This is a genomic window from Streptomyces scopuliridis (assembly GCF_042790125.1).
In the GTDB taxonomy this organism is placed as follows: Bacteria; Actinomycetota; Actinomycetes; order Streptomycetales; family Streptomycetaceae; genus Streptomyces; species Streptomyces scopuliridis_A.
This window is the reverse complement of the sequence record NZ_JBHTZS010000008.1, coordinates 261,629-283,552: the sequence shown is the minus strand read 5'-3', so window position 1 is coordinate 283,552 and position 21,924 is coordinate 261,629. Positions and strand designations below refer to the sequence as shown.

The following is a 21,924-nucleotide window of genomic DNA, read 5'->3' as shown; positions in this document are numbered from 1 at the left end:
TCGTCCCGGCGCGGCCGACGAATCGACGGATGTGATCGATTCGCAACCCATTTCCCATCTTGACCGAGACCCAACAAGTGAGGATCCGGTTACGCTCAGCTCTCATGCCCGACGATTCCGATCGCGCCCATGCCCTTCCCGTGTATGTCATCGGCGCCGGCCCCGGTGGGCTCGCCGTCGCCGCCGCACTGCGGGAGCAGGGCGTACGGGCGGTCGTACTGGAGAAGTCCGACGCGGTCGGAGCCTCCTGGCGCCGCCACTACGAGCGGCTGAGGCTGCACACCACCCGCCGGATGTCGGCCCTGCCGGGGCTGCGGATCCCGCGTTCCTTCGGGCGCTGGGTGCCGCGCGCGCAGCTGGTGCGCTATCTGGAGACGTACGCGGAGCACCACGGGCTGGACATCGTCACCCGCGTCGAGGTCACCCGGATCGAGCGCGCCCCCGACGGGACCGGCTGGCTGCTGCGGGCGACCGGCGGCCGGGAGCTGACCGGCCGCGCCGTCGTCGTGGCCACCGGCTACAACCACACACCGCGGCTGCCGTCCTGGCCGGGCCGTGAGTCGTACGACGGCGAGCTGGTGCACGCGGGCGAGTACCGCGACGCCCGGCCGTACGCGGGCAAGGACGTCCTGGTCGTCGGCGTGGGCAACACGGGCGCGGAGATCGCCGTGGACCTGGTCGAGGGCGGCGCGGCGCGGGTGCGCCTCGCCGTCCGTACGGTCCCCCACATCGTGCGCCGCTCCACGCTGGGCTGGCCGGCGCAGGCGAGCGCCGTGCTGGTCCGCCGGCTGCCGGTCCCGCTGGTCGACCGGGCGTGCCGGGTGCTGGCCCGGATCTCGGTGCCCGACCTGTCGGCGAAGGGCCTGCCGCGCCCGGAGACGGGCCTCTACTCACGCGTCCGCGAGGGCGCGATCCCGGTGCAGGACGTGGGTCTGATCAAGGCGGTGCGCGAGGGCCGGATCGAGCCGGTGGCGGCGGTCGAGTCCTTCGAGGGCGACAAGGTCGTGCTGGCGGACGGCTCCCGGATCACCCCCGAGGCGGTCATCGCGGCGACCGGCTACCGCCGGGCCCTGGAAGACCTGCTGGGGCATCTGGACGTACTGGACGAGCGGGGGCGGCCGGTGACCCACGGCGGCCGTACCCCGGAGCGGGCGCGGGGTCTCTATTTCACGGGCTTCACGAACCCGATCAGCGGCAATCTCCGCGAGATGGCGATCGACGCGCGCAAGATAGCGAAGGCTCTGGCCCGCCGGTCCCGATAGGTCCTGGCGGTCAGAGGCTGGAGAGCAGGCCGTCGAGCGGGGCCGGGACCTGGTCGGGGTCAAGGGCCTCGACGAGGACGCGGCCGTAGTGGATCTTGCGCCCCTTCTTCGTTCCGAGGAAGCGCCTGAACTGCTGCTGTGGGGCGCGGCCCTGTTGTGCGGGCTGGCGCAGGAAGGTCTGGAGGGCACGCAGGTCGCCTTCCGCCCGGACGAGCTCCGTCACCCGTGGCACACCCAGCACGCGGATCAGCTCGTCCTCCAGGTCCGCCGCGCAGACGAAGAAGCCGTGCTGTGCCGCGCCGACCCGTTCGAAGCCGCGTGCGTAGTAGGGGCGCTCCGCCTCGTCGCACAGTCCCGTGAGACGGAGGCCCAGACCGGGTGAACCGAGGAGCCGGGCGTAGCGCCCGACGCTCATGGCGCCGCCGATCGGCAGGACGCAGATTCCGTCGGCCGCCAGGTCCCGGCCGCGGCTCTCCGCCAGCGCGTCGACCGCCGCGACATCGCTCGGTCCTTCGAGCAGGACGGCCGCCCGGACGGGCAGCCGCGCGGCCAGTTCGTGCGCGGGGCCGCCGGAGCCACCCGCCGCCCACGCGGTGACCGCGTCCCGGAACGCCCCCATGTCATCCATGAGACGAGTCTCAGCCCGTTCCGGCCACAGCGCGAGGGGATTTCCGCGAGGGCGTCGACCGGCGGTGAGCGGCCGGGCCCGCAACCGCCGCCCGCACGGGCCCAGTTCTCAGGCCGCCACCGCCACCGTCGGCCTGCGCCTGATCACCAGCGCCATCAGCGCCGCCGCCGCGCACAGCGCCCCCGAGGCGTACCAGACCACGTCGTACGAGCCGAAGACATCGCGCGCCAGACCGCCCGCGAAGGCGATCACCGCCGCGCCGACCTGGTGGGAGGCGAGGACCCAGCCGAAGACGATCGCACTGTCCTCGCCGTAGTGCTCGCGGCACAGGGCGATCGTCGGCGGCACGGTGGCGACCCAGTCCAGGCCGTAGAAGACGATGAAGAAGAGCATCGGCGGATGGACGGAAGGCGCCAGCAGCATGGGCAGGAAGAGCAGCGAGACCCCGCGCAGCGCGTAGTAGACCGCCAGCAGCCTGCGCGCCTCGAAGCGGTCGGTGAACCAGCCGGACGCGATCGTGCCGACGACATCGAAGACACCGATCACCGCGAGCAGCGAGGCGGCGGCCGTGATCGGCATGCCGTGGTCATGCGCGGCCGGTACGAAATGGGTCTTGACCAGGCCGTTCGTCGAGGCGCCACAGATCGCGAAGGTCCCGGCGAGCAGCCAGAACGGTCCGGTACGCGCCGCCGAGAACAGCACCGAGACCGCGCGCCGCGCGGCGCCCGTCACCGGCGCGGGCTTGGGTACGAACGTCTTCGCGCCGTACGCGGGCAGACCCACATCCGCCGGATGGTCCCGCAGCAGCAGCCAGACGAACGGGACCACCGCGAGCGCGGCCAGCGCGACCGTGACGGCGGCCGGGCGCCAGCCGTGGTGCTCCACCAGCCAGGAGAGCAGCGGCAGGAACACCAGCTGGCCCGAGGCGCCCGCCGCCGTGAGGATGCCGGTGACCAGACCGCGTCGCGCCACGAACCAGCGGTTGGTCACCGTCGCGGCGAAGGCCAGCGCCATCGAACCGCTGCCGAGACCGACCAGCACGCCCCAGTACAGCACCAGTTGCCAGGCCGCGGTCATCCATACGGTCAGCACGGAACCGACCGAGATGATGGTGAGCGCGACGGCCACGACCCGGCGGATACCGAAGCGGTCCATCAGCGCCGCGGCGAACGGCGCGGTCAGCCCGTACAGCGCGAGATTGACCGAGACGGCGAAGCCGATCGTGCCGCGCGACCAGTCGAACTCCGTGTGCAGCGGCTCGATCAGCAGACCGGGCAGCGAGGCGAAGGCCGCCGCGCCGATGATCGTCACGAACGTGACGACGGCGACGAACCACGCGCGGTGGATGCGCCCCGGCGCGCGGGGCGCGGGGGATATGAGGGACGTGGGCGGCACAGGGGGCTCCTGTGGCACGGACGGGTCGGGCTGCGCGGAGAGGCCGGTTGTCTGGGGCACGTCAGACAGCATCAAGGGGCGCCACGCTACTGACGAGTGGCCCGACGGCCAGCATTCGCCAGGATCGGGCCACCGTCCCCTACCGCCCCCTACCGCCGCCTACCGCCCCCCACGTCCCCCTACAGCCCGCTCACCCCACGCGTTTCAGGCCCCGGATCGCCGGTACGGCCAGCAGCACGGCGCACACCCCCACATTGATCACCGCCCCGGCCACCAGCACCTCCCGTACCCCCACCGCCTCCGCGACCGGCCCGGCCAGTGCCCGCCCCACCGCCAGCATGATCAGCGAGCCCGCCACGTCGTACGCGTGCAGCCGGTTGAGCGCCTCGGCGGGGATCTGCGTCTGGACCGTCGTCGACCACATCACCAGCCAGAACGCCAGCGACACACCCCCGGTGAAGAAGCCCGCGGCCAGCAGCGGCACCGGCACGTCGTACGCCAGGACCAGTACGTTCGCGATCACCCCGAACAGCGCGAGCGCGCCCGCGAACAGCGGTCTGAGGGGCCGCAGGCGCATCGCCAGCAGCCCGCCCGCCACATTGCCCGCGCCCGCGACCGTCATCATCAGACCGAACATCGCCGAGGAGTGCCGCTCGGTGACGACGACCGCCTCCAGCGGTGTGATCGGGCCGAGCACCGTGATGCCGTACACCGACCAGACGGCGATGACCCCCCACAGCCAGGACCGGGCCCGGAACTCGCGCCAGCCGCCGAGCAGTTCGGCGAGCATCGACTCACCGGTCACCACCGGCGCGACCGACGCCATCCGGATCAGGAAGAGACAGAGCCCGCTGATCCCGAAGGTGGCCGCGTTGACCCCGAAGATCAGGCCGGGCCCGCCGAAGCCGGCCAGCGCGCCCGCGATCGCGGGGCCCGCCATCGCCGTCAGCGCCTCCGCGACCCGCAGCACCGCGTTGCCCCGCTGCACATCGGGAGCCAGCCGCGGGAGCATGCTCGCCACCCCCGGCTGGAAGATCGCGGCACCCAGCCCGTTGAGCGCGCTGAGCGCGCAGACGAGCCAGAGCGCGGGCGCGCCGGAGGCGAAGGCGACGGCCAGCACCGCCGTGCCCACCATCCGTATGCCGTCCGCCAGCACCATCATCCGGCGCGGGGTGAACCGGTCCGCCAGCACTCCCCCGACGAGCACGAACCCCGCGAAGCACGCCATCCAGGCGCCGAGCGCGAAGCTGACGGACGACGCGCCGTACCCGGCGTCGAGCAGACCGGCGGCGAGGGCGACCGGCACCATCCCGTCCCCGAAGCGCGCGACGGTACGGGCGAGGAAGAAGAGCCGGAAATCACGGTTCCAGAGGGTACGGGCGGCCCCATCCGGAGCCGTCCCGTCCGGGGCTTCGTGCGGAGATGCGGTCGGTCCGGGAATGCCCGGGGCCGCCGTGCGCTTTTCTGTCACAGACGCGACTGATATCAAGTGATGGTCTGGACCACCAGAGCTTTTCCGGGAACGGACAGCGAAGACCGGAGGAGAGGAGAGCACACCATGCCGGACGCCCGCCCGCACCACGTCGTCGTCCTCGCCCTCGACGGGCTGATCCCCTTCGAACTGGGCATCCCCCAGCGGATCTTCGGCCGTGCGCGCGACTCCTCCGGCGAGCCGCTGTACGAGATCGTGACCTGCTCGGTCCGGGAGCCGGGGCCGGTACGGACCGACGCCGACTTCTCGATACTCGTCGAGAACGGCCCCGAGACGCTCGCCACCGCCGACACCGTGGTCGTCCCGGCCTCCTACGAACTGGGGCCGGTCTTCGACGAGGGCAGGCTCACGGGCGAACTCCGCGCCGCCTTCGACCTGCTGCGGCCGGACACCCGTATGGTCTCGATCTGCACCGGCGGCTATGTGCTGGCCGCCGCCGGATTCCTGGACGACCGCCCCGCCACCACCCACTGGTCCTCCGCCGCCCACTTCCAGCGGCTGTTCCCGCGGGTCAAGGTGGACGCGGATGTGCTGTTCATCGACGACGGCGACGTACTGACCTCCGCCGGGGTCGCCGCCGGGATCGATCTGTGCCTGCATATCGTCCGGCGCGACCACGGCACGGCGGTCGCCAACGAGGTCGCCCGGCGTATGGTCGTCCCGCCGTACCGGGACGGCGGCCAGGCGCAGTACATCCGGCGCCCGGTCCCCGAACCGCAGCTGGCCACCACCGCGACCGCCCGCGACTGGGCCCTCGCGCGCCTCCACGAGCCGATCCAGCTGCGCGACATGGCGGAGCAGGAGTCGATGTCCGTACGGACGTTCACGCGCCGCTTCCGCGAGGAGGCCGGGATCAGCCCCGGCCAGTGGCTGGTGCTGCAACGGGTCGAACGGGCCAGGCAGCTACTGGAGTCGACGGATCTGTCGGTCGATCAGGTGGCACGGGACGCGGGGTTCGGCACGGCGCAGTCGATGCGCCAGCACCTCCAGTCCGCACTGGGCGTCCCGCCGACGGTCTACCGGCGTACGTTCCGCGCGGGAGCCGGAGCGGGCCGGTAGTAGGTACGGGCGCGAGCCCCCTCGGTCGGCCGAAGGGCGCTCAGGAGCCGGATGGCGGACGCGCACGCGCCGCGGCGCCGTCCGCCATCCGGCTCACCCCGGCGTACGGGCCCCGAGAACCGGCGCCGGGCCACGAACCGCACTCGCCGAGGACACAACCCGCGCCCCCCCTGGACGGGTGAGTCCGAAGTCCCGTCCGGCCGGACAGGACCCCGGCGCGCCCTCGGCGTCCCCTCGCGGCGGATCGCTCGTCCCAGGGTGATCACGCCCGGGTGCCGCGTCAACGGCGATCCGGGGGATCGACGCGTCACGCGGGCCGCGGCACAGCGCATGGGGGCTCATACGTGGCAGGGGCATATGCTTCCGCCGCTACCCCCGGCGCGCTTCTGTCGACCTCGCACCAGATGCGCTTGCCGGCGCCCTCCGGCTGCCAGCCCCACCGGTCGGCGAGGCCGTCGACCAGTTCCAGACCGCGGCCGTTGGTGTCCTCACCGTCCGCGTGGCGCGGGCGCGGCGGGCAGGCGCTCGTATCGGCGACCTCCACCCGTACCGTGCCGGCCTCGGCCGCGCCCGAGCCGAAGAGCATCCGCAGCACGGCCGGGCAGCCGGTGTGCACCACGGCGTTGGTGACCAGCTCCGAGATGAGCAGGATCAGCGTCTCGGCGACCGGCTCATCGTCCTCTATGCCGGAACCGGCCAGCCTGGAACGGGCCCATCTGCGGGCCCGCCCCACCTCCGCGGGATCCGGCCCGACCTCCAACTGAACCTGAAGCACCTGCACCGCTCACACCATCCGAACCGGCGGACACATCGCCTCGCGCCTCGACAAGGTCCTCAACAGAGTCACAAGAGTCTCAAGAGTTACGGAACGTGATTTCCTTGCGAGACAGCATGGTTGACGTACAGTCACCGCAACAAGCGCTTCGGGCATATTCCAGCGCGAAGGAGTACGCGCAGTGCATACTGTGCGACGCGCGTCGCGGGGAGTCGAACACGGGCGCACACGGCGCCTCCGTACCGCGCGAGCGGCGCACATTCGCGATCCCGGCGCCGCCGTACCGGCAGCACCGCGACCGTCGCGCCTCACAACGTCTCGCACGCCACGGAGCGTACCGGAGGCCCCACACGACTCCGGCGTGTGACGGCCCGTCGCCAGGACACAACCCGGTATCGACCTCGGGCATCGTGTTCCGGCCACGGACGGTGACGCATCAGAGCGCTGAGGCCAGAGCTTTCCCGTTCCTTGGGAAGGGCTTTCCCCTTCCGTGGGAAGGGAGTTACCGGCTCCGGGCACTATCCGGCGCCGTACCCGGGGGCCCGGGGCCGGCGCACCGGCCCCGGGGCGCTCCTCAGGGCTCCGGCGTCACGTAGTACGCCGCGAAGCCGGACAGGATCTCCCCTTCGTGGATCCTGCCGTCGTGGTCCACGTCCAGCTCCGCCGCCACCCGCGCCGCCGCGTCCGGTTCGACCCCGAGCACCCGCAGCGCGCGCTCGGCCGACGCGGGGGTCACACCCCCGCCGTCCTCGTCGGCGACGGCGATCGCGGCGCGCAGGAACGGGCGGGCGATCTCCGCGAACCGCTCCGGGTTGTCCCGCAGCCGCTTCACCGCGCCGGTGACGAACTCCTGCCTGCTGACCCGCTGGTCGCCGTCCACGTCCGCGATCCCGGCCATGCCCTGCCAGAACGCCTCGGCCCCGCTGTAGAGCGCCTGTCCCTTGTCGGAGCGTGCCGTCGTACCGAACTCCGCGAGCAGCGCCGCCGCCGCTCCGCTGAAGTCGTCGCGATCGATGTACCCGCTGCCGTCCTGGTCGAAGGCTGCGAACCGGGAGGCGATCTTGGCCTCATACTCTGCGCTGTCCATGCCCGGAGCGTACGACGGCCGGGGGCCGCGATGTGTCCCGTTACGCGGAGAGTGGCTATGCCGAAAGCGGCTGGACCGTGTCGTCGACGGCCGCGGGCACATCCGGATAGACCTCGAAGAGACGGCGTACGCCCAGCGCCGCGAGGACCCGGTTGACATGCGAACCCGCCTCGGCGCCACGGGCCGGGAGGATGAGATGGAGCCTGCCCCGGCAGGAGTGGAGCAGCCTGCGCGAGGCGATCAGTACGCCGACGCCGCTGGAGTCGCAGAAGAACACCTGGGAGAGATCGAGCACCAGTGCGTGGCGTCCGGCGGCGACCGCGTCATGGACCCGCTGGCGGACTTCCGGCGAGGTCATGAGATCCAGCTCGCCCCTGATGTGCAGCACGGTCCACGGGCCCTGCTCGGACTCCTCCATCATGAGCGTCACGCGCCTGGACCTTTCGTCGGGTTCCTGGGCTGATTCGGGTTCCTGGGCTGATCCGGAAGAGGCTGATCCGGAGGTTGTCCTTCCTCATCCCCGCCACTGCCCCGCCGCGCCCCCGTGAAACGTGGTGAAACCTCACGTCGCCGCCCGCCGCCGCCCGCGCCGGGCCCGCGGCAGCGCCTCGGGGGCGCACTTGGGCAAAGGGGAGTGCGTTGTCGGTGGCGCCCACTACATTCGAGGGAACAGTGGCCAATGGTGGCCGTCGGCGCGCTTCGACATGATGGTGGACAGGGGCACGGGAACGGACAGAGGCACAGGCAGGCGCACGGAGGAACAGGGCTGGGGGTCGCATGGCGAAGGACACACCGCCCCGCTGGGACCGCAGGATGCACCAGCGGCTGTCGCGGGGCGAGGCGGCGGCTCTCGGTGAGCTGTACGACCGGTACGCGTCGCTGGTGCACGGCCTGGCCCACCGGGTGCTGGACGACGACGACGCGGCGGACCGCGTCACCCGTGAGGTCTTCGGTCATGTGTGGGAGAACCCGGACACGTACGACCCCAAACAGGGCTCCATACGTTCCTGGGTGGCGAAGGTCACACAGCGGCTGGCCGTGCAGCGGCTCCGGCGTACGGAAGCGGAGGCGTACGAGGCGCGCGGCGAGGGTTCGGCGGAGGAGCTGGAGCAGAAGATAAGCCGGGTCTCGGTGGCCGCGCGGGCGGACTACATAGTCAGGTCGATGCCTGCGCCCCTGTGGGACGCGCTGGAGCTGGCGTACTTCCAGCGCAGGGACTACCGCCAGACCGCGGCGGACCTCGGGGTCACGGAGGACGAGGCGCGGCGCCGGCTGCGGCTCGGGCTGCAACTGCTCTCCACGGCCAACACCCAGGCGGGAAGCGGCTCGTCGCCGCCGGACGACGGACGTTCCCTGTGACCGGCCCGCTGGACGGCGGCGCCCATGACGGCCGTGATCCGGACGAGCCGGGGGCGTTCCTCCGTATCCCCGCACCGAGGACGGCGCCGGACGACATGACGGAAGCGGAGAGACCGCCGGCACCGGAGGCATCGCGGGCACCCGAGCCGCTGTCGCACAAGGTGCTCATGTCGCTGCTCGGGGCCTGGGCGCTGAGCGCCTGCTCCGCCGAGGAGACCACGCTCGTCGAGGCGCATCTCACCGAGTGCGCCCCCTGCGCGGACGAGGCGCTCCGGCTGCGCGACGCCGTAGGGCTGCTGCACGCCGACGGAAATCTGGACCTCGACCCGCTGCTGCGCTCCCGCGTGCTGGAGAACGCTCTGGGCCGCCGCCCCGCCCGTGTCCCGGTGCCCGGCTGGGCCGCCCCGTACGACGCCGAGACCGCGCGGCTCGACGCGCTGCTGCGGGACATCGGCGACGCCGAGTGGCACGCGCCCGTACGGCTCAAGTGGTACGGGGACGAGGGAGCGGCCTCCCGCCGGACGACCGTCGCCGGGGTGATCGGCCATCTGATGACCGTCGACGGCCTCGTCGCGACCTCGCTCGGGCTCGACGACCCGCTCGGCTCCGACGCCTCCGCCGCCTCCGCCCATCCGACCGAGCGCACGGAGAGCTTCTGGCGGGCCGCGAAGCCCCCGCCGACCCGCACCATCCACGAGCCGTGGCGCGAGCAGAGCCACACCCTCATCAGGACGGTGTCCTTCGCGGGCCGCGGGATCGCCGAACTCTCCGTGTCGTACGGGTTCTTCGCCCTGCCCCTGCGCGACGCGCTGCTCGACCGCGCCTTCGAGTGCTGGGTGCACGGCGCGGACATCGCGGAGGCGGTGGACTATCCGTACAAGCCGCCCACCAGCGGGCATCTGCACGAGATGATCGATCTGGCGACCCGGCTGCTGCCCGCCGCGCTCGCCATCCGCCGCCGTGGCGGTCTCGCGACACCGGCCCGGGAGCTGGTGACGGCGGGCTCGCCCGGCAGATCACTGCATCTGGAGATCGAGGGCGCGGGCGGCGGCGACTGGTTCATCGCGCTGGACTCGCCGGCGGCGGTCGGCTCCCGCGAACGGACCGTGGCGCACGTCGCGCTGGACGGCGTCGAGTTCTGCCAGCTGGTGGCCGGACGGGTGTCGCCGGAGGACGCGGCGGCGGGCCAGGACGGTGACCGCGAGGCGATCAGGGACGTGCTGCTCGCGGCGGCGACGATGAGCCGTCTCTGAGGGCGGCCCTCATCGCTCACCCGGTCAGGTCCTAACCGAAGACGACGGTGCGGTGTCCGTTGAGCAGAATCCGGTGCTCCGCGTGCCACTTCACCGCGCGCGCCAGCGCCTGGCACTCCACGTCCCGGCCGATCGCGACCAGTTGAGCGGGCGTCACCTGGTGGCCGACCCGCTCGACCTCCTGCTCGATGATCGGGCCCTCGTCGAGATCGGCGGTCACATAGTGCGCCGTCGCGCCGATCAGCTTCACGCCCCGCGCGTGCGCCTGGTGGTACGGCTTGGCGCCCTTGAAGCTCGGCAGGAAGGAGTGGTGGATATTGATGATCCGGCCGTTCAGCTGCTTGCACAGATCGTCCGAGATGACCTGCATGTAGCGGGCGAGCACCACCAGCTCCACCCGCTCCGCGCGGACCAGCTCCAGCAGCTCAGCCTCGGCCGCCGCCTTGGTGTCCCTGGTCACCGGGATGTGGTGGAACGGGATGTCGTACGAGGCGGCCAGATCGGCGAAGTCCGTATGGTTCGAGACGACCGCGACGATGTCCACCGGCAGGGCGCCGATACCGGCCCGGAAGAGCAGATCGTTGAGGCAGTGGCCGAACTTGCTGACCATGAGGATGATCCGCATCCGCTCGTCCGCGCGGTGGATCGCCCACTCCATCCGGAACGAGTCACCGATGGCGGCGAAGCTCGCCCGCAGCTTCTCCACGGTCACCGGGGCGTCCGCCGAGAAGTGCACCCGCATGAAGAAGAGACCCGTGTCGTGGTCCCCGAACTGCTGGCTGTCCTCGATGTTGCAGCCGGTCATGAAGAGATAGCTCGACACGGCGTGCACGATGCCCTGCTTGTCCGGGCAGGACAGCGTGAGCACGTACTGGTCGGACGGCGGGGCGGCGGGGGGCGGCGTGGCGGTGGTCATGACCCCAGAGGATCCCACATCTGTCCCGCGCGCCCCGGAATCGGCCAGTACGTGGACATTGCGCCGATGACGCCGGGTGACCGAACGACCGCGGGTGGCGGTACGACCGCGGATGACGGTACGACCGGGTGACGGTACGGGTGCGACGCGGCGCCGTCAGGCGGACCGCGTCATGATCCGCAGCACATCCAGCGAGGTCGGCACCACATCCGGGTCGTCCCCGTCGCTCGTCGCCAGCCGTACGTGCGCCTCGCGGGCGGCCCGTACCGCCTCCGGCCAGCCATGGTGCTCCAGATACGCGGAGACGGGGGCGTCCGCCCCGACCTGGTGCATGATGCGCAGCACCCGGAGCACGGCGAGATCGACGAGGGCGGCCTCACCCGAGTCGCGGAAGATCGTGCCGACGTATTTCTCGGCGGACCAGTTGTCCAGCCAGGTGTCCTCGACGAGACGGTAGACGGCGTCGGTGACGTCGCCGTACCCCTCCAGGCCGGCCAGCCAGTACTCCTGGTGGAAGACGGGATCGGAAAGCATGTGCAGCGCCGAGCGCACATTGCTGCGCCAGCGCCACCACGGCATGTCATTGAGCGGCATGCCGCCCATGGTGGGGGAGCGACGGGCACGACGGGAAGAGTTCTCGGAACCTTGCTGCACAGTCCACGACTTTACGTTCCGCGCGGGGGCGTACGGCCGACCCCCCGCAATTCACCTCCAGGTCACCGACCGTTGGTCCCCGCTCACTCGATTGTTACTCGGGGGGCGGAAGTGTGCATGAGTATGACCGGTTGGCGACGCTCATCCTCCCCCCGCCCCTTCCAGTCCGGCGCGGTCCGCGCGCGCTGTTTGAGGGCGGCCGGGACCTCGCTTCTGTCTCTGCTGACCGGCTGCGGCCTTCTCCCCGGCGGCTCGGGGGGCTCCAGGGAGCCCGTCACGGTCATGACCTGGGCGCCGGCCGGCACCAACGCCACGAATCTGCCCGGTATGCCCGCCATGGCCAAGGCGTACGCCCGCTGGGTCAACGCGTCCGGCGGCATCGACGGCCACGAACTGCGCGTCCTGACCTGCAACGAGCGCAACGACACCGCGGGCGCCGCCGAGTGCGCGCGCCGGGCGGTGAAGGAGAAGGCCGTCGCGGTCGTCGGCTCGTACAGCCAGCACGGCCGCGAGTTCATGGCACCGCTGGAGGCCGCGTCGATTCCGTACCTCGGCGGATACGGCGTCACGGAGGAGGAGTTCACGAGCTTCCTCTCCTACCCCGTCAACGGCGGCCAGGCCGCGCTCCTCGCGGGCAACGGCCTCCAGCTGGCCCGTGATTGCGACAAGACCGCGCTGGTACGGCCCGACACGATCACCGGCGACGACCTGCCCGAACTGCTCAACTCCGGCCTGGCCAAGGGCAAGCGCGGCCCGGCGACCGACATCCGCGCGGCGGAGGACGCCACCGACTACACCGGTGCGTCGGGCCGCGCCCGGGAGAGCGCCGAGGACGGCGGCTGTGTCACCGCGGTGCTCGGCGACCGCACGGAGACCTTCTTCGACTCCTACCGCCGCCTCCCCGAGGACGGCCTCGACATCCGCGTCTCCTCGGTCCTCGGCAGCGTGGGCCAGCCGCTCATCAACCGCACGGGCGGCAAGGAGGGCCCCTTCGAGGGCGCGTACCTCACCGGCTGGTACCCGGTGGCGAGCGACCCGGCGTGGAAGCCGATGCGCGACGTGATCGACAAGTACGCCTTCGGCGACAACGACATCGATCCGGCCGACCCGGGCGCCCAGACCACCTGGATCGCGTACACCGCGCTCAAGGCGGTCATCGAGTCCGTCAACAGCGACACCGTCACCCCGGGCAAGATCGCGGACACCCTGGACCGCGGCGTACGCGTCGACACGGGCGGCCTGACCCCGCCCCTGCGCTGGCGCTACGAGGACATGCTGGGCACACCGGGCTTCCCGCGGATCGTGAACGGGAACGTGACGTTCCAAGTGGTGCGCGACGGACGGCTGGTGGCGGACAGGAAGGGCTTCGTCAACGTGGCCGAAACCCTGAGCGGCGCGCACTGACAGGCCCGCGGTCCAGGGCTACGGCCGGGTCGGGCCCGTACGGCTACAGCTGGGTCGGGCCCGTACGGCTAAAGCTGGGGCGCGGCCCGTACGGCTACAGCTGGGTCGGGGCCCGTTCCGTCAGGCCGTACTGCTTGGCGATGCTGTTCCACAGGCCCGACGCCTTCTGCTTCGCCGCCGTGGCCTCGCCGCTCGCCTGGTTTCCCTTGGCCAAGTGGGAGGTCGTGCGCGCGCGGCCGTCCTTGCAGCCCTTCTTGCCCTTCGCCTGCTTGGCCCACTGCGCGTAGTGGTCGTCCGCCGAGGCCGAGGCCTGCCAGGCGTCGGTGAGGGAGGACGTCAGGGCGCTGTGGCTGGGGAGTTTGTCGAGCGTCAGCGCTTCCAGCCGGGTCACCAGGCTCCGGCGCTGCTCGGCCGCTCCGTGGAGGTCGGTGGCCGCCTGGTCGAGGTTGTCGCAGGACTTGATGTCCTCGACCGCGTTGATGACCGTCGAACGGCTGCTGTTGCTGTCCGCGAGGAGCTTGTCGAGCGCCTCGGCCTGTTGCTTCACCGGGTCCGGGGCGGCCTGGGTGGAGGGTTCGGCGCTGGGTGAGCTCGCCGAGGCCACCGTCTTGCTGTCGTCCTGGGGCGAGTCGCCGCCGCCGCTCATCAGCGCGCCCGCGCCCAGGCCGAGCACGGCGCAGCCGACGACGACGGCCGCGATCACCGGCGCACGGGAGGACTTGCGGCGCGCCGAGCCGCGCCCGCCGCCCGTCGGGCCCCGCTGGACCGGCGGCTGCTGGTACGCGCCGGGCTGGCGGCCGTACGGCCCGGGCTGCTGCTGGGGCTGCCGGGGCGGCTGCGGCCCTTGGCCCGCGTCGAACTGGGGCATCTGCTGCGTGGACTCCGCGCCCTGTCCCCCGCCCGGCCCGTCCGTGCGGAAGAGGTTGTCGAACTCCGCGGGCGGCTGGCGGTCGCCGGGGGCGCCGGGCCGTATGCCGTACGGCGCTCCCGGGGGCGGGGCCGGGACGTTCTGCGGGGGGACGGGCGCGATGAACTGCGTGGCGTCCCCGTCCGGGCCCTGCGGGGGCGGTGCGGTGGACGGCAGATACTGCGTGGCCTCCGCGGCGCTCTCCGGCGGCAGCATGCCGGGGCCCGGCGGGATCGGTGCGATGAACTGCGTGGCGTCCGAGTCCCCTGCCGCGGGCACCGGCGGCAGATACTGCGTCGCGTCCGCACTGCCGGGCGCGGGCGCTTCCGCCGGCAGCGGCAGAGGCTGCGACAGCGACTGCGCCTGGACCGGAGGCAGGGGCTGGGGCTGGGGCTGCGCCGGTGGAAGCTGCTGTCCCTGCGGATGCGGATACTGCTGGTACGGCGCGTACGGCTGCCCGTGGACCGGCTGTCCGTGAACCGGCTGTCCGTGGACCGGCTGCCCGTGAACCGGTTGTCCCTCGGCCGGCTGTCCCTGGACCGGCTGTCCCTGCGCCTGCGGCAGCGGAGCGCCGTACGACTGGCCGCCCTGCTGCGGCTCGTACGACTGCCCGTAGGTCTGCCCGTACGACGGCGGGGCCGACGGCGCGCCGCCCCCGAACCCGGGCTGCTCCTGGCGGCCGTCCTGCGGCCCCCAGGGCTGTCCCCACGGCTGCCCGCCGGCCGGCACGGCCCGGTCCTGGTCCGCGGCCGTGCCGGGAATCCAGGGCCCGCTGCCGTCGCTGGGCAGCACCACGCCTTCGTGCGCGGGGCGAGCGGCGGGGTGCTGCGGCTCATCCCCTTGTCCGCTGTGCGTCACCGGGACTCCTACGTATGGAACGTGTCGACCTACCGAATCGTCGGCTCACGCTACCGGGTGAATCGCGGCCACTGCCACGCGCGTCGGCCCTGTAACAACTCGTCCCCTCCAGACGCTGATAACGGGTCCGAATTCACCCACCCCGCCCCGGACTTGATCACCTCGACGCCGGCCCCGCGGCACCCCCGTCGCGCCGTCACGCCGCCTGGATCTCCAGCCGCGCCCCGAACTCCCGCACCGCGGGCTCGTTGGCGTACGGCTCCAGCCGCTGCTGGAGATCGTCGAGATACTCCGCGCCCCGGCTGGAGCGCAGCGTACCCAGCAGCTCCACCGCGCGCGTGCCCGTCCGGCACGCCTCCTCGACCTCCCGCTGCTGGACCTGGGACGTGGCCAGCAGGACGAACCCGATCGCCCGCCGCCTGGCCCGGGACTCGGGATGGCCCGCCAGGGAGTCCTCGGCATGCCGGGCCGCCGCCTCCGGCATGCCCAGATCCCGGTAGCAGTGCGCCAACTCGTCCGCGAGATACGCGTGATCGAAATGCGTGATCCAGTCCGGGTCGTCGCCCGAGGCGTCGTCCGCCTGCTCCAGCGCGGTGACCGCCCGGCCGACGACCGCCTCGCAGGTACGGACGTCGCCCAGCAGCGCGTGCCCCCGGGCCTCCGCCGCGTGGAACATGGCCTGCGCCCTCGGCGCCACCTGCCCGCGCGCTCCCTCCTGCGCCGCCCGCGCCAACTGCGCGATCTCGCGCGGATTCCCGAGCTGCGCCGCCAGATGACTCATGGACGCGGCCAGCACATAGCCGCCGTAACCGCGGTCCCCGGACGCCTGGGCCAGCCGCAGCGCCTGGATGTAGTAGCGCTGGGCGAGCCCCGGCTGACCGGTGTCGATCGCCATATAGCCGGCCAGCTCGGTCAGTCGGGAGACCGCCGCGAAGAGCCTCCGGCCGACCGACTCCCGGTACGAACCGGAAAGCAGGCCCGACACCACGCTGTTGAGATAGTGGACGACGACGGGACGGACATGACCGCTGCCGAACCGGTGGTCGAGATCGATGAGGGCCGTGGTCATGGCCCGTACCGCCTCGACATCCGAATCCCCCACCCGCGCACCGGTGTTGCGCGCGACGGACGGGTCCGCGCCCGTGATCAGCCAGTCCCTGCTGGGCTCGACGAGCGCCGAGGACGCCACCGCCGAGCCGGAGAGGAAGTCACGGCGGCCCACATCACTGCGCCACAGCTCACAGGCCTGCTCGATCGCGCCCATGACGGTGGGCGAGAACTGCAGGCCGACGCCCGAGGCCAGATTCTTGCCGTTCGCCATCCCGATCTCGTCGATGGTGACCGTACGGCCGAGCTTCCGGCCCAGCGCCTCGGCGATGACTCCAGGGGCCCGGCCACGCGGCTGCTGTCCACGTAACCAGCGCGCCACCGAGGTCTTGTCGTAGCGCAAGTCCAACCCGCGCTCCGCGCCCACCATGTTGACGCGCCGGGCGAGCCCGGCGTTGGAACACCCCGCCTCCTGGATGAGCGCCTGGAGCCGTTCGTTCGGCTGGCGCGCGACGAGTGGTCTGGCTGCCAATGGATACCCCCTGTGGCCGCAGTGATCAGCTCACTGAACACTGCCCGTCACATATGCAAAGAATGCACATGTTCGGTGATAACGGAAAAATTCGAGGATTTTCAGAAAGCTTCGGTAAACACGGCAGGGCTTCCCTGCGTGCCGCCCGCGTTGCCCATATGTTGTCGGACCCCCGAGGGTGGCTACCCCCTTACCGCCCCACCCCTTCCCGCGCGCCCCCGCCCATGCATCCATGCGCCCCATTTGCACGGCGGATGTTCCCCGGCGTGGCAACGGGCACCCCGTAACCCGTGGTGGCGGCGGTAGTTGTGCTGTTCGTGGAAGAGACCATCGGAGTGACGGACACGGCGCACATCCCTCAGCAGCGGGGCGACCTGCTGCTGGACAGCGCGGTGCGGTACGCGGAAGAGCGGCACTGGGACGTGTTCCCCGGTACCTGGCTGGAGGCGGCGGACGGCCGGGAGACCTGCTCGTGCGAGCGGACCGACTGCCCTGTGCCGGGCGCGCACGCGACCGGTCCCGACTGGGCGGCCCAGGCGACGGGCAGCGCGGTCGCGGCGCGCAGACTCTGGTCGAAAGAGCCCAGGGCGTCGGTCCTGCTGCCGACGGGACGCGCCTTCGACGCGCTCGACGTACCGGAGTCGGCCGGTTTCCTGGCCCTGGCCAGGATGGAGCGGATGGAGCTGACGCTCGGTCCTGTGACCCGCACCCCGGACCGGCGGATGCTGTTCTTCGTCCTGCCGGGCGCGGCGCTCAAGGTGGACGACCTCGTACGGAGGCTGGGCTGGACGCCCGGGGCGATCGACCTGGTCACGCGGGGCGAGGGGGAGTATGTGGCGGCCCCGCCGACGCGGATCGGCGGCAGCGGCGCGGTGCAGTGGGCGCGCCGCCCCACGCACGCCAACCGCTGGCTGCCGGACGTCGAGGATCTGATGAGCCCCTTGGCGTACGCGTGCGGGCGGGAGGCCGCCGAGGAGCGGGCCCGTCGCGCGTAGTCCTGTCCGGCCCCGTACATCACGTAGTCCCTGTCCGACCTCGTACATAAGGTGGTCCCCGTAGCCATCCGCTCCCCGTAGCCATACGGGGACATCCGTACGAGACATCGAGAGGCGGTGCGCGATGCCGGAGCAGGCACGGGACCAGGCACGGGATCGGACACCGGCCGAGGGGGCGGACGGGGCCGACGGTGCGCGGCCGATACCGCCCGCCGTTCAGGTCGAGGGGCTGTGGAAGCGCTTCGGCGAACACATCGCCGTCGCGGGCATCGACCTCGAACTGCCCGCCGGCCAGTTCATCGGCCTGGTCGGGCCGAACGGCGCGGGCAAGACCACGACCCTGTCCATGGTCACCGGCCTCCTCCGGCCCGACCAGGGGCGGGTACGGGTCGCCGGGCACGATGTCTGGCGCGACCCCGCCGAGGTCAAGGCGCGGATCGGCGTCCTGCCGGAGGGGCTGCGGCTCTTCGAGCGGCTCTCCGGGCGGGAACTTCTCGGCTACACCGGGCGGCTGCGGGGGCTGCCGGGCGCCGAGGTCGACAAACGGGCCACCCAGCTTCTCGACGTACTGGACCTGGCGGGTGCGCAACACAAACTCGTTGTCGACTACTCGACAGGTATGCGAAAGAAAATCGGCCTCGCGGCAGCGCTGCTCCACAACCCCCAGGTCCTCTTCCTGGACGAGCCGTTCGAGGGCGTCGACCCGGTCTCCGCGCAGACGATCCGCGGCGTCCTGGAGCGCTATACGGACTCGGGCGCGACCGTCGTCTTCTCCAGCCATGTCATGGAACTGGTCGAGTCGCTGTGCGACTGGGTCGCCGTGATGGTGGCGGGCCGTATCCGCGCGCAGGGCACCCTCGACGAGGTACGGGGTGACGCGCCCTCCCTCCAGAACGCCTTCCTGGAGCTGGTGGGCGCGCGGGGACGCGGCGCCGGGGAGTCGCTGGACTGGCTGGGCGGCGCGCGATGAACATGGCCGAGAACAACCCCGCGCCGATAGCCTCCGACCGGCTCACGTCCGACCCACTGACGCCCGCCCCGCCCGGCTCCGTCTCGCCGGGCTCCGTCTCGCCGGGGCCCGTGCCGCCGGGGCCCGTCCCTCTGACACCCGCCTCGCCCGCGTCCGTCTCGCTCACGCCCGTCTTCGTACGGCTGAAGCTCTCCCTCCTGCGCAACGGGCTGCGGCAGTCGTCGGGCCGGGCGGTCGCGTACATCGCGTCGGCGGTCATCGCGCTGCTCCTCGCGGCGGCGCAGTTCCTCGGCCTCTTCCTGCTGCGCGGAAACGAGCACGCGGGCACGCTGGTCGTGCTGCTGACCGCCCTGCTGGCGCTGGGCTGGGCCGTGATGCCGCTCTTCTTCCCCGGCGGCGACGAGACGCTCGACCCGACCCGGCTGGTGATGCTGCCGCTGCGCCCGCGACCGCTGGTCGGGGCGCTGCTCGCGGCCTCGCTGGTGGGGATCGGGCCGCTGTTCACGCTCTGTCTGGCGGTCGGCTCGGCGGCGGCGACGGCACACGGCGCGGCGGCCGTCGCCGTCTCGGTCCTGGCCGTACCGCTGGTCCTGCTCGTGTGCGTGGCGCTGGCCCGCGCCGTCGCGACGGCCAACATCCGGCTGCTGACCTCGCGCAAGGGCCGCGATCTGGCCGTCCTGAGCGGTCTGGTGATCGCGGTGGGCATCCAGGTCGTCAACTTCGGCGTCCGGCGGCTCGGGGAGGCGGGCGGGCTCGCCGCGCTCGACCCGGCGGCGAGCCTCGTACGGTGGCTGCCGCCGGCGTCCGCGATGGGCGCGGTGGAGTCGGTCGGCGAAGGCGCGTACGGGCGGGCCGTGGCCCAGCTGCTGCTGACGGTGGCCGCGCTGGCGGCCCTGCTGTACGCGTGGCAGCGCTCGCTGGTGAAGCTGATGACCGCCCCGGACGGCTCGACGCTCGCGGCGGCGGAACCGGCCCGCAAGGAGTCGGGGTGGCAGCCGGGGCGGCTGCTGCCCGAGGGGCGTACGGGCACGGTGATGCTCCGCAGTCTGCGGTACGTGTGGCGCGACCCGAAGACCAAGGCGGCTTGGGTGACCTCGCTGGCCATCGGCCTGATCGTGCCGCTGTTCAACGCGCTCCAGGGCACGGGCACGATCTACTTCGCGTGTTTCGCGGCCGGCATGCTCGGCATCCAGATGTACAACCAGTTCGGCCAGGACACCTCGGCCTTCTGGATGGTCGCGCTGACGATCTCCTCGACGCGGGACGCCTATCTCGAACTGCGCGCGCGTGCGCTGGCGCTGCTGGTGATCACCCTGCCGTACTCGGCGCTGGTGACCGTGGCCACGGCGGCGCTGCTGGGCGACTGGCAGGCCCTGCCCGAGGCGCTCGGGCTCTCCTTCGCCCTGCTCGGCGCGATGCTGGCGACGGGCGCGCTCGCCTCGGCGCGCTTCCCGTACTCGATACCGCAGGACAGCGGTTACAAGAACGTCGCCCCCGGCCAGGCCGGTCTCGCCTGGATCTCGATCTTCGGCGGCATGCTCGGGGGTGCGCTGCTGTGCGCGCCGGTGCTCGCGCTGGCGATCTGGATCCATGTCTCCGGCGCGGACGAATGGGCCTGGCTGCTGCTCCCGGCCGGTGCGGTGTACGGCGCCTTGGCAGCGGCGGGCGGCCTCCGTCTGGCGGCCCCGCGGACGGCGGCGCGCCTGCCGGAGATCCTCACGGCGGTCAGCAAGGGCTGACGCGTCCGGGACCCGCCCGGCCGTCCGTCGTGATCGTCGCGTCGAGGCGTCCCGGCACGTCAGGGCGCCCGCCCCGGCAGGGCGCCCCGTCGCGTCAAGACGCCCCGTCGCGTCAAGACGTCCCGTCGCGTCAGGGCGTCCCGTCGCGTCAGGGCGTCAGCGCACCGTCCAGGAACGGTTCGATCGCCGCCCGCCAGGCTTCCGGCTGGTCGTAATGGGCGAGATGGCCCGCCTCCGTCACCTCCGCGTACTGCCCGCGCGGCAGCACCCGCACCATCTCGTGCGCCTCGGCGCGGCCCAGCTCACCGTCCAGCCCGCGGACCACCAGGGTCGGGCACTGGACCTGTGCCAGCTCCTCCCAGTGCGCGTCATGGACCCAGGTCTCCCGGGACGTCAGCATCTGGCGGCGCGAAAAGACCGGGCGCCAGCCGTCCGCGCTCTCCGCCATCACCTCGGCGAAGAACTCGCCACGCGCCGGCGTGGGGCGCTCCACCCAGGGGTCGTCCTCGCCGAACCACTTCCGTACGTCGGCGAGCGTCGCGAACGGGACGGGCCAGGCGCGGAACCAGTCCGTCCACTCCCGCTGGGACGCCGCCCCCAGCGCCGAGGCCCGCATGTCGCAGATGACCAGGGCCCGGACCAGATCGGGGCGCCTGGCGGCCAGCTGCCACGCGGTGAGCGCGCCCATCGAGTGGCCGATGAGCGTGACGGGCGCGAGACCGAGCTGTTCGATCGCGGCCTCGGCGTCGGCCACGTACGCCTCGCGCGTGAACGGCCCCTCGGGCGGCTTGTCGCTGCGGCCGTGGCCGCGCTGGTCGAGCGCGATCGCGCGGTGCCGCTCCGAGAGCCAGCGCGCCGTGGCGGCCCAGTGCGAGGCCCGGCCCATGAGGCCGTGCAGCAATAAGACGCCGGTGGCCCTCTCCGTCTCCTCCCGTCCCCTCTCCTCGCCTCGCTTGGGCGGGTCGGCAAACTCCCAGGCAGCGAGACGTACACCGTCCGCTCCGGTCACATCGATGCGCCGCACCATGTGTCCCGGCACCCCCTTCGGTCCTGAGTGGTCGAGTCGGATTCCGCTCTGGCCCCGTTCCGATGCGTCCAGCCGCGCCAGACTATCGAACTCCCATTCGAAAATATGATTCCCCCGCGCAACACCGCTCGTTCGAGTGACCGCGCTCCAGGATTGCCGGACGCGGCCCGGGGGAGATCTTCTCCGGGAGGCGGGCCGCTCGGGGATGACGGTCCGAGGGGAATGACCCTGGGAGCTCGGGGCTCCGGGTCAGTGCAGGGGAGGACAGGCTCCGGTGCCGAAAGGTGCCGGAGCCGCCCCTTCCGAACGGACCGGTCCGGCCGGGCAGTCCGCCCGGCCCGCGCACATGGCTCGTTTCACGCAGGCGCAGTGCATACGCGCCGTACCGCAGTCGGGACACACCGTGCACACCCCCGCACAGGCGCATCACCCCGCCCCCTCCCCGGCCTCGGACCGCCCCGGGGGCGCACCCCCGGCCGGCCCTTCAGGTCATATGCCTCTGCCACAGACTGGCACGCGACGGCCCAGCCGTCGCCCCCTCCGGCCGGAAAGCGCATACCCTCCG

19 protein-coding genes are annotated in these 21,924 nt (G+C 72.1%); 8 read left to right on the top strand and 11 right to left on the bottom strand.

Annotated elements, in window-relative coordinates; all coding sequences use genetic code 11:
• Positions 1-104 precede the first annotated feature (104 nt).
• Complete coding sequence (locus tag ACFRKB_RS15850) at positions 105-1,262, top strand: flavin-containing monooxygenase (RefSeq protein WP_383106360.1); 1,158 nt, start codon at positions 105-107, stop codon at positions 1,260-1,262.
• A gap of 10 nt (positions 1,263-1,272) precedes the next feature.
• Here ACFRKB_RS15850 and ACFRKB_RS15845 read toward each other — a convergent pair whose 3' ends face one another.
• The 3 genes from ACFRKB_RS15845 to ACFRKB_RS15835 form a co-directional block, all read right to left on the bottom strand.
• Complete coding sequence (locus ACFRKB_RS15845; RefSeq protein ID WP_383106359.1) at positions 1,273-1,890, bottom strand: TOPRIM nucleotidyl transferase/hydrolase domain-containing protein; 618 nt, start codon at positions 1,888-1,890, stop codon at positions 1,273-1,275.
• A gap of 108 nt (positions 1,891-1,998) precedes the next feature.
• Positions 1,999-3,357, bottom strand: coding sequence for an MFS transporter (locus tag ACFRKB_RS15840; RefSeq protein WP_383106399.1), 1,359 nt, complete (start codon positions 3,355-3,357; stop codon positions 1,999-2,001).
• 118 nt (positions 3,358-3,475) lie between these two features.
• Positions 3,476-4,756, bottom strand: a complete 1,281-nt coding sequence (locus ACFRKB_RS15835; RefSeq protein ID WP_383106358.1) for an MFS transporter — start codon at positions 4,754-4,756, stop codon at positions 3,476-3,478.
• An 87-nt stretch (positions 4,757-4,843) separates the two neighbouring features.
• Between ACFRKB_RS15835 and ACFRKB_RS15830 the strand changes: the two genes are divergently transcribed.
• A complete protein-coding gene (locus ACFRKB_RS15830) occupies positions 4,844-5,836 on the top strand; it encodes a GlxA family transcriptional regulator (protein WP_383106356.1) in 993 nt (330 codons plus the stop codon).
• Between the two features lie 307 nt (positions 5,837-6,143).
• Here ACFRKB_RS15830 and ACFRKB_RS15825 read toward each other — a convergent pair whose 3' ends face one another.
• The 3 genes from ACFRKB_RS15825 to ACFRKB_RS15815 form a co-directional block, all read right to left on the bottom strand.
• Positions 6,144-6,617, bottom strand: coding sequence for an ATP-binding protein (locus tag ACFRKB_RS15825; protein WP_365976044.1), 474 nt, complete (start codon positions 6,615-6,617; stop codon positions 6,144-6,146).
• 568 nt (positions 6,618-7,185) lie between these two features.
• Positions 7,186-7,698, bottom strand: a complete 513-nt coding sequence (locus ACFRKB_RS15820) for an EF-hand domain-containing protein (protein ID WP_383106355.1) — start codon at positions 7,696-7,698, stop codon at positions 7,186-7,188.
• A gap of 55 nt (positions 7,699-7,753) precedes the next feature.
• Positions 7,754-8,128 (bottom strand): STAS domain-containing protein, encoded by a 375-nt coding sequence (locus ACFRKB_RS15815; RefSeq protein ID WP_383106354.1) that lies wholly within the window; start codon positions 8,126-8,128, stop codon positions 7,754-7,756.
• Positions 8,129-8,475: 347 nt separating this feature from the next.
• Here ACFRKB_RS15815 and ACFRKB_RS15810 point away from each other — a divergent pair, with 347 nt between their 5' ends.
• Positions 8,476-9,057: an RNA polymerase sigma factor gene (locus ACFRKB_RS15810; protein ID WP_383106352.1), complete on the top strand. Its 582-nt coding sequence runs from the start codon at positions 8,476-8,478 to the stop codon at positions 9,055-9,057.
• Complete coding sequence (locus tag ACFRKB_RS15805) at positions 9,054-10,310, top strand: maleylpyruvate isomerase N-terminal domain-containing protein (RefSeq protein ID WP_383106351.1); 1,257 nt, start codon at positions 9,054-9,056, stop codon at positions 10,308-10,310. The genes ACFRKB_RS15810 and ACFRKB_RS15805 overlap by 4 nt, the downstream gene beginning before the upstream one ends.
• 31 nt (positions 10,311-10,341) lie before the next feature.
• Here the strand turns inward: ACFRKB_RS15805 and purU are convergent, their stop codons facing one another.
• Together purU and ACFRKB_RS15795 are read right to left on the bottom strand one after the other, a co-directional pair.
• Positions 10,342-11,226, bottom strand: coding sequence for a formyltetrahydrofolate deformylase (gene purU, locus ACFRKB_RS15800; protein WP_030351268.1), 885 nt, complete (start codon positions 11,224-11,226; stop codon positions 10,342-10,344).
• 156 nt (positions 11,227-11,382) lie between these two features.
• Positions 11,383-11,829, bottom strand: a complete 447-nt coding sequence (locus tag ACFRKB_RS15795; protein WP_030351269.1) for an SCO4402 family protein — start codon at positions 11,827-11,829, stop codon at positions 11,383-11,385.
• A gap of 174 nt (positions 11,830-12,003) precedes the next feature.
• Here ACFRKB_RS15795 and ACFRKB_RS15790 point away from each other — a divergent pair, with 174 nt between their 5' ends.
• The gene (locus ACFRKB_RS15790; RefSeq protein WP_383106397.1) at positions 12,004-13,284 is read left to right on the top strand and encodes an ABC transporter substrate-binding protein; all 1,281 of its coding nucleotides are present in this window, start codon (positions 12,004-12,006) and stop codon (positions 13,282-13,284) included.
• Between the two features lie 94 nt (positions 13,285-13,378).
• On the opposite strand, the gene ACFRKB_RS15785 is transcribed toward ACFRKB_RS15790, so the two are convergent.
• Positions 13,379-15,049: a hypothetical protein gene (locus ACFRKB_RS15785; RefSeq protein WP_383106350.1), complete on the bottom strand. Its 1,671-nt coding sequence runs from the start codon at positions 15,047-15,049 to the stop codon at positions 13,379-13,381.
• Between the two features lie 196 nt (positions 15,050-15,245).
• Entirely contained in the window at positions 15,246-16,628 is a 1,383-nt protein-coding gene (locus tag ACFRKB_RS15780; protein ID WP_383106349.1) for a transcriptional regulator, read from the bottom strand.
• 308 nt (positions 16,629-16,936) lie between these two features.
• On the opposite strand from ACFRKB_RS15780, the gene ACFRKB_RS15775 reads away from it, so the two are divergent.
• The 3 genes from ACFRKB_RS15775 to ACFRKB_RS15765 all read left to right on the top strand — a co-directional run bounded on the left by ACFRKB_RS15775 (position 16,937) and on the right by ACFRKB_RS15765 (position 20,332).
• Positions 16,937-17,623 (top strand): bifunctional DNA primase/polymerase, encoded by a 687-nt coding sequence (locus ACFRKB_RS15775; RefSeq protein WP_383106348.1) that lies wholly within the window; start codon positions 16,937-16,939, stop codon positions 17,621-17,623.
• A gap of 124 nt (positions 17,624-17,747) precedes the next feature.
• Entirely contained in the window at positions 17,748-18,593 is an 846-nt protein-coding gene (locus ACFRKB_RS15770) for an ABC transporter ATP-binding protein (protein ID WP_383106346.1), read from the top strand.
• A gap of 2 nt (positions 18,594-18,595) precedes the next feature.
• Positions 18,596-20,332: a transporter gene (locus ACFRKB_RS15765; protein WP_383106345.1), complete on the top strand. Its 1,737-nt coding sequence runs from the start codon at positions 18,596-18,598 to the stop codon at positions 20,330-20,332.
• 148 nt (positions 20,333-20,480) lie between these two features.
• Here ACFRKB_RS15765 and ACFRKB_RS15760 read toward each other — a convergent pair whose 3' ends face one another.
• Positions 20,481-21,359, bottom strand: coding sequence for an alpha/beta fold hydrolase (locus ACFRKB_RS15760; RefSeq protein ID WP_383106344.1), 879 nt, complete (start codon positions 21,357-21,359; stop codon positions 20,481-20,483).
• Between the last annotated feature and the right edge of the window lie 565 nt (positions 21,360-21,924).